Genomic DNA, 15783 nt, shown 5'->3' with positions numbered 1-15783 from the left:
CCGCGCTGCAGAGCGGCTCTGTGTTCTTGCTTTGGCCCCTGGGCTGAGCGAGTCTAGCGGGCGAACGGAGCACCCTATGACCCTGACTATTTCCAGTTGCAAGGCGGCCCGATGGTTGCTGGCGACGCTGATGATCTTTTATGGAGCAACAACCATGGCAAGCAGCCTGCGCTTGGCGGACCCCTCGGAACTGGTTGGACACTGGCAACTGCAGCAAGCGGCTGCGCCCGATCAGGGCTGTGGCCTGGAACTGTTGGACAATGCGGCCCTGGGCGATGGCGCCGAATGCCTGTCGAAATGGCTCGGGCAAGCCGCCGTCGGCTGGTTCCCGGAACCCGACGGGATTGCCATTACTGGCCGCGAAGGTTCAAGAATCATTTTTTTCAGCCGACAGCGAGAAGGGCTGTATGAAGCGCGTGTGAACAATGACGGGTTGATAATCCTGCAGCGCGCGCCTTAATTAAGTGGCGGCAATGTTCGTTTAATACTAGGCGGCCATTAAATCGCCTCTTTATTGAAGGGCAGTCTTATAACCGGGTCGCTGTTAATCACAGCTGTCCGGTTAGGTTGTGCTCGCAAACTTTATGCAGCAAGTTCGGCGCGCTATTAGTTGTACCGTATATTGGTTTCGCGCTTTTGGCGTGGATGGTCAGCTCAGGGAAAATGTTGAAGATGGTGAAGATCACTCATCCGGCACCACTGTTTAAGGCACTGGGCGAATATAAGGGCATTCTTGTCAGTGTTGGCTGTTTCACCGCCCTGATAAACGTGCTGATGCTGGTGCCTTCGATTTATATGTTGCAGGTCTACGACCGGGTCTTGTCATCGCAGAATGAAACCACCCTGGTAATGCTGTCGCTGATGGTGATGGGCTTTTTCGTGTTCATCGGCCTGCTGGAAGTGTTGCGCAGCTTTATCGTGATCCGCATCGGCAGCCAGTTGGAGCGCCGCTTCAACCTGCGGGTCTACCAGGCGGCGTTCGAGCGCAACCTGTCCCGCGGCGAAGGCCATGCCGGGCAAGCCCTGGGCGACCTGACCCACATCCGCCAGTTCCTGACCGGGCCGGCGCTGTTTGCCTTCTTCGACGCGCCGTGGTTTCCCATCTACCTGCTGGTGATCTATGCCTTCAACGTCTGGCTCGGGGTCTTTGCCAGCGTGGGGGCGGTGCTGCTGATTGCCCTGGCGTTTCTCAACGAAGCCATGACCCGCAAGCCCCTGGCCGAGGCCAGCGGCTACTCGCAAAGGTCCACCCAATTGGCCACCAGCCACTTGCACAACGCCGAAACCATCCAGGCCATGGGCATGCTCGGCGCCTTGCGCAAACGCTGGTTCGGGGTGCACTCGCGTTTTCTCGGCCTGCAGAACCAGGCCAGCGACACCGGTTCGGTCATCAGCTCCCTGAGCAAGACCCTGCGCCTGTGCCTGCAATCCCTGGTGCTGGGCCTTGGCGCCTTGCTGGTGATCAAGGGCGACATGACCGCGGGGATGATGATTGCCGGGTCGATCCTCATGGGCCGGGTGCTGAGCCCGATCGACCAGTTGATCGCGGTGTGGAAGCAGTGGAGTTCGGCCAAGCTCGCCTACGGCCGCCTGGATGCGTTGCTGCGGGAGTTCCCGCCCAGCGACACGGCGATGTCCTTGCCGGCGCCCAAGGGCCAGGTGAGTTTCGAGGCGGTCAGCGCCGGCCCTCCCGGGCGACGCGTGGCGACCCTGCAACAGGTGAGTTTCAACATCAATGCCGGCGAAGTGCTGGGGGTGCTGGGCGCCTCCGGTTCCGGCAAATCGACCCTGGCCCGGGTCCTGGTGGGCGTATGGCCGACCCTGGGCGGCACCGTGCGCCTGGACGGCGCCGATATCCATCGTTGGAACCGCGACGAGCTGGGGCCCTACATCGGTTATCTGCCCCAGGACATCGAGCTGTTTACCGGCAGCATCGCCGAGAACATCGCGCGCTTTCGCCAGGCCGACCCCGAGCAGGTGGTGCAGGCCGCGCAGATGGCCGGGGTGCACGAGTTGATCCTGCGCCTGCCCCAGGGCTACGACACCGTGCTCGGGGATGACGGCAGCGGCCTGTCCGGTGGCCAGAAGCAGCGAGTGGCCCTGGCCCGGGCGCTGTATGGCAACCCGAGCCTGGTGGTGCTCGACGAACCCAATTCCAACCTCGATACCGTGGGCGAAAGCGCCCTGGCGGCGGCCATTGCCCAGCTCAAGGCCCGGGGCACCAGCGTGGTGCTGGTGACTCACCGTTCCTCCGTGCTGGCCCTGGCCGACAAGCTGCTGGTGCTCAATGACGGCCGCTTGCAGGCGTTCGGCCCCAGCCAGGAAGTGCTCAAGGCCCTGGCCGGCGGCCAGCAGGCCCAGGCTCAACCCCAGGCCAGGACCCAGGCTCAGCCCCAGCCTCAGGAGGCGCCCAAGCCCGCAGCGGCGGCCCCCGGCGGCCTCAGCATGAGCCGGCAATATCAGGCTCCGACACGGAACTCAGGCGCATGAGCAAGGACCGCAACATGATGATCGAAGAGGATTACGCGCCGGAACGGGTTGAACGCGACGCCGGCTTTTTCGCCCGCATGGGCTGGGTCCTGGCCCTGGCGGGGGCGGGCAGTTTCTTCGTCTGGGCGGCGCTGGCGCCCCTGGATCAAGGCATTCCGGTGCAGGGCACGGTGGTGGTGTCCGGCAAGCGCAAAGCAGTGCAATCCATGAGCAGCGGGGTGGTCAGCCGGATCCTGGTGCGCGAGGGCGAAAGCGTGAAGCAGGGCCAGCCGCTGTTTCGCCTGGACCAGACCCAGGTGGCCGCGGACGTGCAGTCGCTGCAGGCCCAGTACCGCATGGCCATGGCCAGCCTGGCGCGTTGGCGCAGCGAGCGCGACAACCTCAAGCAGGTGGACTTCCCGCCGCAACTGAGCAGCAGTGACGACCCGCGCCTGGCGCTGGTGCTGGAAGGCCAGCGCCAGCTGTTCAGCAGCCGGCGCGAGGCGTTCTCCCGCGAGCAGGCGGGCATCCGTGCCAATATCGAAGGCGCCACCGCGCAACTGGCCGGCATGCGCCGGGCGCGCACCGACCTCGGCAACCAGGCCGAATCGCTGCGCCAGCAACTGAGCAACCTGCAACCTTTGGCGGACAACGGCTACATCCCGCGCAACCGCCTGCTGGAATACCAGCGCCAGCTGTCCCAGGTGCAACAGGAACTGGCGCAGAACACCGGGGAAAGCGGGCGGGTCGAGCAGGGCATCCTCGAATCCCGGCTCAAGCTGCAACAGCACAGCGAGGAATATCAGAAAGAGGTGCGCAGCCAACTGGCCGAAGCCCAGCTCAAGACCCAGACCCTGGAGCAGCAACTGACCTCCGCCGGTTTCGACTTGCAGCACAGCGAGATCATCGCCACCGCCGACGGCATCGCGGTCAACCTCGGGGTGCACACCGAAGGCGCGGTGGTGCGCCAGGGCGAGACCCTGCTGGAAATCGTGCCCCAGGGCACCCACCTGGAAGTGGAAGGGCGGTTGCCGGTGAACCTGGTGGACAAGGTCGGCACGCATTTGCCGGTGGACATCCTGTTCACCGCCTTCAACCAGAGCCGCACACCGCGCGTGCCTGGCGAGGTCAGCCTGATTTCCGCCGACCAGATGCTCGACGAGAAAACCGGCGTGCCGTACTACGTGCTGCGCAGCAGTGTCAGCGACCAGGCCATGGAGAAGCTCAACGGCCTGGTGATCAAGCCCGGGATGCCGGCGGAAATGTTCGTGCGCACCGGCGAACGTTCACTGCTCAACTACCTGTTCAAGCCGTTGCTCGACCGGGCAGGCTCGGCACTGACCGAAGAATAAGGATGTCGCGTCGTATGAGTAAGCTTTCCATTCTCGCGGCGGCCCTGGCGCTGTTTGCCTGTCAGGCGGCCCAGGCCGTGGGCCCGTTCCAGATCTACGAGCAGGCGCTGCGCAACGACCCGGTGTTCCTCGGCGCCATCAAGGAGCGCGACGCCGGCCTGGAGAACCGCGCCATCGGCCGCGCCGGGCTGCTGCCCAAGGTCGGCTACAGCTACAACAAGGGCCACAACAATTCCAAGGTCAGTTACCTGGACACCGTGCGCGGCACCGTCACCGAAAAGCGCAACTACGACAGCTACGGCTCGTCCCTGACCGTGCAGCAGCCGCTGATCGACTACGAGGCCTACGCCAATTACCGCAAGGGCGTGGCCCAGGCGCTGTTCGCCGACGAGAACTTTCGCGGCAAGAGCCAGGAGCTGCTGGTGCGGGTGCTCAGCTACTACACCAAGGCGCTGTTCGCCCAGGACCAGATCGACATTGCCCTGGCCAAGAAAAAGGCGTTCGAGCAGCAGTTCCAGCAGAACCGGCACATGTTCCAGCAGGGCGAGGGCACCCGTACCGACATCCTCGAAGCCGAGTCGCGCTACGAGCTGGCCACCGCCGAAGAGATCGAGGCCCGCGACGAGCAGGACGCCGCCCTGCGCGAGCTGGGGGCGCTGATTGGCGAACCGACGCTCGATGTGCGCGACCTTGACCCGTTGCAGGAGAACTTCCAGTCGTTCTCCCTGAGCCCGGCCAACTACGACACCTGGCACGAGCTGGCCCTGAGCAACAACCCGGTGCTGGCTTCCCAGCGCCAACGGGTCGAAGTGGCGCGCTACGAGGTGGAACGCAACCGTGCCGGGCACCTGCCCAAGCTCAACGCCTACGCCACCATGCGCCAGAACGAATCGGAAAGCGGCAACACCTACAACCAGCGCTACGACACCAACACCATCGGCATCGAAGTCAGCCTGCCGCTGTATGCCGGTGGCGGGGTTTCGGCCTCGACCCGCCAGGCCAGCCGCTCCATGGAGCAGGCCGAATACGAGCTGGACGGCAAGACCCGGGAAACCCTGATTGAACTCCGCCGGCAATTCAGTGCCTGTCTTTCGGGGGTGAACAAGTTGCGTGCGTACCAGAAGGCCCTGGCTTCGGCCGAGGCCCTGGTGGTGTCGACCAAGCAGAGCATTCTCGGCGGTGAGCGGGTCAACCTCGATGCACTGAATGCCGAGCAGCAGCTGTACACCACACGCCGCGACCTGGCTCAGGCCCGCTATGACTATTTGATGGCCTGGACCAAGTTGCACTACTACGCAGGCACCTTGCGCGAAGAGGATCTGGCCAGGGTCGACGAAGCCTTCGCTCAGCGTGCAACGCCTTAGGCGGCATCGCGCGGCCCAGGCACAGGGACAATAAAAAAGAGGAATGAGCATGAGTATCTTCGATTACAAGAATGCCCTTGGCGGTGACGGCAAGGCCCTCTACAGCGAGGCCATTACGTTGGCCCTGTACGCCTCCACCCCCACCGGCGAGGCCCTGCCGGGCACCGCCTGGCGACCGATCAGCGCGAGCCAGCTGGGCTACCAGGGCAATGTCAGCGCCCAGGGCACGATTTCCGGCGAGCAGGCGATCGTCAGCGACGCCCAGGTCGAGGTGCTGGGCAAGTACGACGCCAGCGGGCAGTTGCTGGCCATCGGCATCAGCTTTCGTGGCACCGACAGCCTCAAGGACGGCATCAACGACCTGCAGGCGGCCTTCGTCTCGGGGTTTGCCGACAACTACAGCCGCCTGGCCTTCGACAACCTGCTGGGCAAGGTGGCGGCCTTCGCCACGGCCCAGGGCCTGAGCGGCCACGACGTGCTGGTCACCGGCCACAGCCTGGGCGGGCTTGGGGTCAACAGCTTGGCGAGCATGAGCACGGATCACTGGGGCGGCTTCTACCAGGACGCCAGCTACGTGGCCTTTGCCTCGCCAACGCAGAGCGGCAACGGCCCGCAGGTGCTGAACATCGGCTATGAAAACGACCCGGTGTTCCGCGCCCTGGACGGCACGCACTTCAACGCTTCGTCCCTGGGCACCCACGACAAGCCCCAGGAGTCGGCGACCAACAACATCGTCAGCTTCACCGATCACTACTCGTCGTTCCTTGGCCACCTGATTCCCCAGAGCATCCTCAACCCCAAGTCCTGGTCGGCGCACAGCGCGGTGGATTACGCTGCTGGCCTCAACCGCCTGATCGACTCGGACTTCTATGACCTGACCAGCCGCGATTCGACGGTGGTGGTCTCCAACCTGTCCGAGGGCCAGCGTGATCAGGTGTGGGTCAAGGACCTCAACCTGTACGCGCAGAAACACACCGGCAGCACCTTCATCGTCGGCACCCAGAGCAACGACCTGCTGCACGGCGGCAAGGGCAATGACTACATCGACGGTGGCGCCGGCGATGACCGTTTCCGCGATGACGGCGGCTACAACATCATCCATGGCGGCCAGGGGCATAACGTCCTGGAGCTGCAACAGCCGTTGAAGAACTTCTCCATCGCCAACGACGGCGACGGCACCTTGTACATCCGCGATGCCTACGGCGGCATCAGCATGACCCGCGACGTAGGGGCGCTGGTCAGCCATGAAGCTGGCAGCTGGTGGCAACTGTTCGGCAAGGACGTCAGCTACAGCGTGACCGCCGACGGCCTGCAGAACGGCAACCAGTGGACCGCCTACAACCACTCGCTCAATGGCGATGCCTACGGCAATGCGCTGGTGGCCAGCGTCAATGGCGACTGGCTGTTCGGCCATGGCGGCGATGACGTACTGAGCAGCGACAAGGCCAACGTGACCTTCGTCGGTGGCACCGGCAACGACGTCATGCATTCCAGTGGCGGTGGGGCCAATACCTTTCTGTTCAGCGGCAACTTCGGCTTCGACCTGATCCACGGCTACCAGAACAGCGACAAGCTGGTGTTCATGGGCGTGCCCGGGGTCGACGCGCATTACGACTACAGCCAGCACTTGTCGCAGAACGGCAACGACACCTTGCTCAGTGTCGGCGAGTTCTCGGTGACCCTGGTGGGGGTTGGCATGGACAGCCTGTCCGGATCGAGCCTGGTCTTCGCCTGACCCGCACACACGGCTTGCAGTAACGCTCCCGCAGCCCCGAAAGGGCCTGCGGCGGCGACAGCTTTGCCCGAAAAACGCCATGACGGCACGGGGGCACCCCTCAAGGAGCAGGTTCAATGAAGTAACGCACGGCTGCTGATCGGTTACGGAAAGTCGATCCCAGAACAACAACAAGAGATGTCATCAACATGGATGTGAATGTTCATCAGCTCAGCATGCTGGCGGCCGGGGTGTACCTGGCATTTGCCGCGAGCCAGCCCGACACGGCCCTGGCCGCCTATCAGGAAGCCGGCCGGCCAGGGGACGCGGACAGTTGGCGCTCTGCCGAATACCTGCAGGACTGGGGCCTGGAGCGCATGCAGGCGAGCCAGGCCTACGCCGCCGGTTTCACCGGCAACGGGGTGAAGATCGGCGCCCTGGACTCGGGCTTCGATGCGACCCACCCCGAGGCCTCGTCCCTGCGCTACCACCCGGTGATCGCCAGCGGTCGCTACCCGGACGGCAGCGCGTTCGAGGTGTCCGGGGGGCTCAATGCCGGCAACGACACCCACGGCACCCACGTCACCGGCACCCTGGGCGCCGCCCGCGACGGCAACGGCATGCACGGGGTGGCCTTCAACGCCCAGGTCTATGTCGGCAATACCAACGGCAACGACGGCATGCTCTTCGGCCCGAGCCCCGACCTGCGCTATTTCCAGGCGGTGTACGGAGCCCTGGCCGACGCCGGGGTGCGGGTCATCAACAACAGCTGGGGCAGCCAGCCCAAGGATGTCAGCTACCAGACCCTGGACGGCCTGCACGCCGCCTATGCCCAGCACTTCGGCCAGGGCACCTGGCTCGATGCGGCGGCGCAGGTCTCGCGCCGGGGCGTGATCAACGTCTTCAGCGCCGGCAACAGCGGCTACGCCAACGCCAGCGTGCGTTCGGCGCTGCCGTACTTCCAGCCGGAGTTGGAGGGGCACTGGCTGGCGGTGTCGGGCCTGGACAAGAACAACCAGCAGAAATACAACCAGTGCGGGATCGCCAAGTACTGGTGCCTGGCAACGCCCGGCGCGGCCATCACCAGCACCGTGCCCGGGGGCGGCTATGCCACCTACAACGGCACCTCGATGGCCGCGCCCCATGCCACCGGGGCCCTGGCCCTGGTGATGGAGCGCTACCCCTACCTGGACAACCAGCAGGCCCTGCAGGTGCTGCTGACCACCGCCCGCCAGCTCGACGGTTCGCTGACCCAGGCCCCGGGCAGCCGGGTGGGCTGGGGTGTGCCGGACCTGGGTCGGGCGCTGCACGGGCCCGGGCAGTTGCTGGGGGAATTCAGGGTCAACCTCGGCGCCGGGCAGGGCGATGTGTGGAGCAACGGTATTTCCGACCAGGCCCTGGCCCAGCGCCAGGTGGAGGACGCCGCCGAGCATCAGGCCTGGCAGCAGACCCTCAGGGAGCGTGGTTGGGAACAGGGCCCGGGGGCTCAGGCCAGCCAGCAGGAGCTGAGCGACTACGCGGTCGGCATGGCCCGGGATGCGGCGGCCGCGCAACGCCTGTACCAGGGCAGCCTGGTCAAGTCCGGCGGCGGCTGGCTGCTGCTCAGCGGGGACAGCAGCTACCGCGGGCCGACCCGGGTCGAGGGCGGCCTGCTGGTGGTCGATGGCAGCCTGGCGTCGGCGGTCACGGTCAACAGCGGCGCCAGCCTGGGCGGCAGCGGACAGATCGCCGCGCTGACCGCGAACCGTGGCGCGCGGGTGGCCCCGGGCAATTCCATTGGCACCCTGACGGTGGCGGGCGATGTGACCTTCCAGCCGGGCTCGAACTACGTCGTGGAGCTGTCGCCGACGGCCAGCGACCGCATCGTCGCCGGTGGCCGCGCTCATCTGCAGGGCGCCGAGCTCAGCCTGACGCTTGAGCACAGCGCGGGCCTGCTCAGTGCCGGCCAGGTCCAGGGCCTGCTGGGGCGCTCGTTCGACATTCTCCAGGCCGCCGGCGGCATCGACGGCCAGTTCGCCCTGGTACAGCCCAACTACCTGTTTCTCGGCGCGGTGGTGGATTACTCCGCGGGCGCCGTGCAACTGGACCTGGTGCGCAGCGCCGCGACCTTCGCCAGCGTGGCCGCCAGCCCCAACCAGCGGGCCGTGGCCGAGGCGGTGGAGCAATTAGGCGCGGCCGACCCGGTCTACGAAAGCCTGCTGCTGTCGACCTCGGAGGCTTCGGCCCAGGGCGCGCTGCAGCAGCTGTCCGGGGAAATCTACCCGGCCCTGGAACAGACCCTGCTCCATCAGGGGCGTGATTTGCGCGAGGCCTTTGGCCAGCGCTTGCAGCGCTCGGGGCCACGTGCCGGGGAGGGCGCGGCGAGTTTCTGGATCAGGGGCCTGGGCGGGCAATCGCGTACCGATGGCGACTCGGACCACCGTTCCTACCAGAGCAGTGGCGGCGGGGTGTTGCTGGGGCTGGACCACGACCTGGACGCGGACACGCGGCTCGGCCTGGCCGCCGGCTACAGCGACAGCTCGCTGCGCATGGGCGGCGCCAGCCACTCCAGCGCGCAGGTCGACAGCTACCACCTGGGTGCCTACGCCGGGCACGACCTGGGCGACCTGCGCCTGAGTCTCGGGGCCAGTCACAGTTGGCATAGCGCCCAGGTGCGCCGCGACCTGCAATACGCCGCAGTCAGCGCCAAGCAGAAGGCCCGGGTCACGGGGCGCAGCAGCCAGCTGTTCAGCGAGGCGGCGTATCGCCTGCCGCTGCCGGCCCTGACGTTGGAGCCCTTCGCCAACCTGGCCTACGTGTACCTGCAGCGCGACGCCTTCCACGAGAAGGGCGACGCCGCGGCCCTGCGCGCCGGCGATGACAGCGCCGAGGCGCTGCTGGGCACCCTGGGGGCGCGTGGCCTGAAGCGGCTCGATTTGAGCAGCGGCCAGCCTCTGCAGCTGTCCAGCCGCCTGGCCTGGCAGCAGCGCCTGAGCCATGAGGCTTCCAGCCAACACCTGGGATTCGCCAGCGGCGGCCCGAGCTTTGCCGTGGACAGCGCGAAGCTGTCCCGGGGGAGCGCGCTGCTGGGCTTTGAGGCGCGTCTTGGAGTTACTGCCGAGCTGGACCTGAGCCTGGATTACCAGGGCCAGCTGGGCGATGCCGAACAGTTCCACAGCGTGGGGCTGAACCTCGACTGGCGTTTCTGAAGCGCCGGTTGCCACACCCCGGCGCAGCCTGTGGTCGTGCCGGTCGATTGCCCATACAACTAAGGATGGTCGTAGTGAAGCAGTTTCAATCTGGACAGCCACACCTTCGCAATACCCGCCCCGGATTACCCCACAGCCACTCGCTGCCCTGGCCGCGAAGCCCCCTGGCCAGTGCCCTGGCCGGCTGCCTGGCCCTGGCCACCGGCGCCCAGGCGGCGCCTTATGTGGAAGCCGGCAAGCTCGGCGATGCCGCCAGCTGGCGCAGCGCCGAGTTCAAGGCCGACTGGGGGCTGGGGGCGATTCATGCCGACAGCGCCTATGCCGCCGGCTACACCGGCCAGGGCATCAAGCTGGGGATCTTCGACCAGCCGGTGTATGCCCAGCACCCCGAGTTTTCCGGCAGCGACAAGGTCATCACCCTGGTGACCAGCGGCACCCGCCAGTACACCGATCCCTACATTCCGGTGAAGGCCGGCGATGCCTTCCGCTACGACGGCACGCCCTCGGTGGGCTCGGACGGCAAGCTGGGTTCCCACGGCACTCACGTGGGCGGCATCGCCGCCGGCAGCCGCGACGGCGGGGCCATGCACGGGGTGGCCTTCGATGCGCAGATCATCAGTGCCGAGAACGGCGACCCCGGTCCCGAGGACGGCATCATCCTCGGCAACGACGGCGCGGTGTACAAGGCCGGCTGGGACGGCCTGGTGGCCAGCGGCGCGCGGATCATCAACAACAGCTGGGGCATCGGCATCACCGATCGGTTCGCCAAGGGCGGGCGCGACCCGGCGTTCCCGCACTTCAGCCTGAGTGACGCCCAGGCCCAGTTCAGCCAGATCCAGCCGTTGCTCGGCACCTTGCCCGGCGGTGCCTATGACGGTGCGATCAATGCGGCGCGCAGCGGCGTGCTGACCATTTTCGCCGCCGGCAACGACTACAACCTGAACAACCCGGACGCCATTGCCGGGCTGGGCTATTTCGTCCCGCAAATCGCCCCGCAGTGGCTGACCGTGGCGGCCTTGCAGCAGAACCCGGACACCAGCAGCGCCGACCCTTACACCATCAGCACCTTTTCCTCACGCTGCGGCTACACCGCAAGCTTCTGTGTCTCGGCCCCGGGCACGCGGATCTACAGCGCGGTGATCGGTGGCACCCGCCTGGAAGACATGACGGTCGGTTACGCCAACAAGAACGGCACCTCGATGGCCGCGCCCCATGCCGCCGGTGCGGCGGCGGTACTGATGGAGCGCTTTCCCTACATGGACGCGGCGCAGATCGCCGGGGTGCTGCGCACCACGGCCCGCGACATGGGCGCGCCGGGCATCGACGAGCTGTACGGCTGGGGCATGATCGACCTGCAAAAGGGCATTCGCGGCCCCGCCATGCTGGTCACCGAGCAGGACATTCCCCAGGCACTGCGCGTCGACGGCGCCTATGGCGTGTCGCAGTGGGTGGCCAACCTGCCGGGTGTCGGTGCGCTGCTGGATGTCGGCAAGCCCACGCAACGGCGCTGCACCCAGTTCAACTGCGGTTTCGACATCTGGAGCAACGACATCGGCGGCCATGGCGGCCTGACCAAGGAGGGCATCGGCACCCTGGTGCTCAGCGGCAATAACAGCTACGCCGGGCCGACCCTGGTCAACCAGGGCCGTTTGGCGGTCAACGGCAGCCTGGCCTCGGCGGTGACGGTGAACCAGGGCGGGATTCTCGGTGGCAACGGGCAGATCGGCGGGTTGACGGCCAATGCCGGGGGCACGGTGGCCCCGGGCAACTCCATCGGCACCCTGAACGTGGCGGGCGATGTGACCTTCCAGCCGGGCTCGACCTACGCCGTGGAGGTTTCGCCAACGGCCAGCGACCGCATCGTCAGCAGCGGCCAGGTGAGCCTCAACGGGGCCAGCCTGGCCATGGTCCTGGAACCTTCGAGCAACAGTGGTTTTGGCAGTGTGCTGGGGCGCCAGTTCGACATCCTCGATGCGGCGGGCGGGGTCCAGGGCAGCTTCGGTGCGGTGCTGCCCAACTACCTGTTCCTTGGCGGCAGCCTGGACTATTCGGCGACCGGCGTGCAGTTGGCGGTGCAGCGCAGTGCGCGCTCGTTCGCCAGTGTCGGCCTGAATGACAATCAGGTGGCCGTGGCCGCTGCCAGCGAGCAGCTGGGGGCCGGCAACCCGGTGTTCGAAAGCCTGTTGCTGGCACCCACCGCGGCCAGTGCGCAGCGGGCCTTCCAGCAGTTGTCCGGGGAAATCCACCCGGCCGTGGCCAGCGTGCTGATCAACCAGGGCCGCGCCTTGCGCGACACCCTGGGCGAGCGCCTGCGCCAGGACGCCGGGGCCTCCAGCAACGGCACTGAAAACCTCGACGACGGCGCCTGGTTCAAGGCGCTCGGCACCTGGGGCAAGGCCGATGGCGGCAGCTCCCGGGCCGGCTACACCACCTCCATCGGCGGCTTGCTGGCCGGGGTCGATGGCGAGGTCGGCGAGGGCCGGCGCCTGGGCCTGTTCGGCGGCTACAGCGACAGTTCGCTGAACATGGGCGACGGCACCCATTCCTCGGCCAAGGTCGACAGCTACCACCTGGGGGCCTATGTCGGCCAGCAACGGGATGCGCTGCGCCTGACGGCAGGCGGCGCGTACAGCTGGCACCGCATCGACGTCAAGCGCGAGTTGCAGCTTGCCGGGGAGTCCCAGCGGCTGAAAAGCAAGCGCGATGCCCAGAGCGCCCAGCTGTTCACCGAGGCCGCCTGGGCATTCGCCCTGCAACCCCTGGTGCTGGAGCCGTTCGCCAACCTGGCCTACGTGAATGTGAGCAGCGAGCGCTTCAAGGAGAAGGGCGGCGCTGCGGCCCTCAGGGGCGCCGATGATCACCGCGATGCCTGGCTCACAACCCTGGGGCTGCGCGCCGGCCAGCGCTTGCCACTGAGCGCGGCCCGGAGCCTGGAGCTGTCGGCTACCCTGGGTTGGCAGCTCCAGCTGAACCCGACCGAGTCCGCGACGAACCTGGGGTTTGTTGAAGGCGGGCAGGGTTTCAAGGTGCGCAGCCTGTCCCTGGATCGCGACGCCGCGGTGCTTGGCGCCCGGGCCGGCCTGGCCCTGGGCCGTGGCACCCGGATCAACCTGGATTACAACGGGCTGCTGGGGGCCCGGGACAAGAGTCATGGGGTCGGCTTGACCCTCGACTGGCAGTTCTGAAGGCCGGGTAGCCCGCAGTCTCCGGCCCTTCACCGAGTTGCCCGGGTCCCGTCATGGGGCTTGGGCGGCATGCGTTTGCTCTGACAACTCCAACAACAGAAGAGGCAATACCATGGGTGTGTTTGACTACAAGAACTTCACTGCAAGTGATTCCAAGGCGCTGTTTGCCGATGCCATGGCGATCACGCTGTATTCCTACCACAACCTCGACAACGGCTTTGCCGTGGGTTACCAGCACAATGGCTTCGGCCTGGGCCTGCCGGCGACCCTGGTCACGGCGCTGATCGGCAGCGGCGATTCCCAGGGGGTGATCCCGGGGATTCCCTGGAACCCCGATTCCGAGAAGGCCGCGCTGGAGGCCTTGCACAAGGCCGGCTGGTCCACCATCAGCGCCCAGCAGTTGGGCTACGACGGCAAGGTCGATGCCCGTGGCACCTTCTTTGGCGAGAAGGCCGGTTATGACACGGCGCAGGTGGAAATCCTCGGCAAGTACGATGCCCAGGGCCACCTGGCGTCCATCGGCATTGCCTTTCGCGGCACCAGCGGTCCGCGGGAATCGGTGATTAGCGACTCCATCGGCGATGTGATCAACGACCTGCTGGCGGCCCTGGGGCCCAAGGACTATGCGAAGCACTATGCCGGCGAGGCGTTCGGCAAGCTGCTGGGGGATGTCGCCGCCTTCGCCCAGGCCAACGGCCTGTCGGGCAAGGATGTGCTGGTCAGCGGCCACAGCCTGGGTGGGCTGGGGGTCAACAGCCTGGCGGACCTGAGTAGCGAGCGCTGGTCGGGGTTCTACAAGGATTCCAGCTACATCGCCTATGCCTCGCCAACCCAGAGCGCCAGCGACAAGGTGCTGAACATCGGTTACGAGAACGACCCGGTGTTCCGTGCCCTGGACGGCTCCAGCTTCAATCTGTCATCGCTCGGGGTGCACGACGCCCACCAGGACTCGGCGACCAACAACATCGTCAACTTCAACGACCATTACGCCTCGACCCTGTGGAACGCCTTGCCGTTCTCGATCCTCAACATCCCCACCTGGATCTCGCACCTGCCCACCGGCTACGGCGACGGCCTGACCCGGGTGCTGGAGTCGAAGTTCTACGACTTCACCAGCAAGGACTCGACCATTGTCGTGGCCAACCTGTCGGACCCGGCCCGGGCCAGTACCTGGGTCCAGGACCTCAACCGCAACGCCGAGACGCACAAGGGCAGCACCTTCATCATCGGCAGCGACGGCAACGACCTGATCCAGGGCGGCAGCGGCAACGACTACCTGGAAGGCCGGGCCGGCAACGATACCTTCCGCGACGGCGGCGGCTACAACATCATCCTTGGCGGCCAGGGCCACAACACCCTGGACCTGCAGCATTCGGTGCAGGACTACAGTTTCGCCAGCGACGGCGCTGGCACCCTGTATGTGCGTGACGCCCATGGCGGGATCAGCATGACCCGCGACATCGGCGCGATCCAGAGCAAGGAGCCGGGGTTCCTCTGGGGCCTGCTCAAGGACGATGTGATCCACCAGGTCAGCGAGCAGGGGCTCAAGGTCGGCAACCAATTGACCTCGTACGCGTCTTCGGTCAGGGGCGATGCCGCTGACAACGTGCTCAAGGCCCATGACGGCGGCGACTGGCTGTTCGGCCTCGACGGCAACGACCACCTGATCGGCGGCCAGGGTAATGACGTGTTCGTCGGCGGTGCCGGCAATGACCTGATGGAGTCGGGCGGTGGCCACAACACCTTCCTGTTCACCGGGCATTTCGGCCAGGACCGCATCCTCGGCTACCAGAGTGGCGACAAGCTGGTGTTCATGGGCGTCAGCGGCGTGCTGCCGGACCAGGACTACCGGGCCCACGCCAGCAGCAGCAGTAACGACACCGTGCTGACCTTCGGCCAGGACTCGGTGACCCTGGTGGGGGTCAGCCTGGAGCACCTCAACGGTTCGGGCATCGTTCTCGCCTGATGCCTTTGCGGCGCGGGGCCTGCAATGGGCCTCGCGCCGTTCATTGCCAGGGGCAAGTGACCTATCGGTCGATTTACGACTCCAATAACGGTAAAGCTGAAACGTGTCAGCTCGTTAGTACAGGCAGGCATTCACGCTACGGCAATGACAGGAGAGTTTTGACGGTGAGTAACAGCAAGAGGTATGCGAGCGGTGTGGTGCTGGCCCTGTGGGTGGCCATGGCATCCGCCGAGGAGTTGCCTCACAGCTCGATTCTGAAGCGCTACGGGGTGACGCCGGACCAGCTGCCGGCCGGCCAGCCGGCGCCTGAGGTGAAGGAGGAACCGGCCCCGAGCCGCTTCCATGTGCAACCCGAACAACCCTGGGCCCAGGTGCGCCTGGGAGACGAAAAGAGGCCGGACACCACCGGCAACATCAGCATCGACAACGCCGAGGCCCGGGAGCGCGAGCGTTGCCAGCAGGTGCGCAACGAGTTGTCCAGGCGCGGCAAGCCCCTGGGGGTTTTCTGCGAGCCAGGGCAGGGGCCCTTTCCCTGGTCGCACTGA

At 66.1% G+C, this 15783-nt stretch carries 9 protein-coding genes; all 9 read left to right on the top strand.

The window, feature by feature from the left end; genetic code table 11:
* Window positions 1-76: 76 nt before the first annotated feature.
* The 9 genes from LXM55_RS03805 to LXM55_RS03765 all read left to right on the top strand — a co-directional run bounded on the left by LXM55_RS03805 (window position 77) and on the right by LXM55_RS03765 (window position 15783).
* Window positions 77-460 carry an AprI/Inh family metalloprotease inhibitor gene (locus LXM55_RS03805; RefSeq protein ID WP_233318718.1) on the top strand — a complete coding sequence of 128 codons (384 nt, stop codon included), beginning with the start codon at window positions 77-79 and terminating at the stop codon, window positions 458-460.
* A 212-nt stretch (window positions 461-672) separates the two neighbouring features.
* Entirely contained in the window at window positions 673-2490 is a 1818-nt protein-coding gene (locus LXM55_RS03800) for a type I secretion system permease/ATPase (RefSeq protein ID WP_233318716.1), read from the top strand.
* 14 nt (window positions 2491-2504) lie between these two features.
* On the top strand, window positions 2505-3821 hold the full coding sequence (locus LXM55_RS03795; RefSeq protein ID WP_442799736.1) for an HlyD family type I secretion periplasmic adaptor subunit: 1317 nt from the start codon (window positions 2505-2507) through the stop codon (window positions 3819-3821).
* 14 nt (window positions 3822-3835) lie between these two features.
* A complete protein-coding gene (locus LXM55_RS03790; RefSeq protein ID WP_442799725.1) occupies window positions 3836-5185 on the top strand; it encodes a TolC family outer membrane protein in 1350 nt (449 codons plus the stop codon).
* Between the two features lie 49 nt (window positions 5186-5234).
* Complete coding sequence (gene pueB / locus LXM55_RS03785; protein ID WP_233318709.1) at window positions 5235-6920, top strand: polyurethane esterase B; 1686 nt, start codon at window positions 5235-5237, stop codon at window positions 6918-6920.
* Window positions 6921-7108: 188 nt separating this feature from the next.
* A complete protein-coding gene (eprS, locus tag LXM55_RS03780) occupies window positions 7109-10087 on the top strand; it encodes an autotransporter serine peptidase EprS (RefSeq protein WP_233318708.1) in 2979 nt (992 codons plus the stop codon).
* Window positions 10088-10152: 65 nt separating this feature from the next.
* Window positions 10153-13272: an autotransporter outer membrane beta-barrel domain-containing protein gene (locus LXM55_RS03775; RefSeq protein ID WP_233318707.1), complete on the top strand. Its 3120-nt coding sequence runs from the start codon at window positions 10153-10155 to the stop codon at window positions 13270-13272.
* 112 nt (window positions 13273-13384) lie between these two features.
* Window positions 13385-15238, top strand: coding sequence for a polyurethane esterase A (gene pueA / locus LXM55_RS03770; protein ID WP_233318705.1), 1854 nt, complete (start codon window positions 13385-13387; stop codon window positions 15236-15238).
* Window positions 15239-15402: 164 nt separating this feature from the next.
* Window positions 15403-15783 carry a hypothetical protein gene (locus LXM55_RS03765; protein WP_233318702.1) on the top strand — a complete coding sequence of 127 codons (381 nt, stop codon included), beginning with the start codon at window positions 15403-15405 and terminating at the stop codon, window positions 15781-15783.

The organism is Pseudomonas sp. Au-Pse12 (genome assembly GCF_021341665.1).
Taxonomy (GTDB): Bacteria; Pseudomonadota; Gammaproteobacteria; order Pseudomonadales; family Pseudomonadaceae; genus Aquipseudomonas.
Note: the sequence above shows the minus strand (reverse complement) of the source record. Positions and strands in the feature narration are given on the sequence as shown.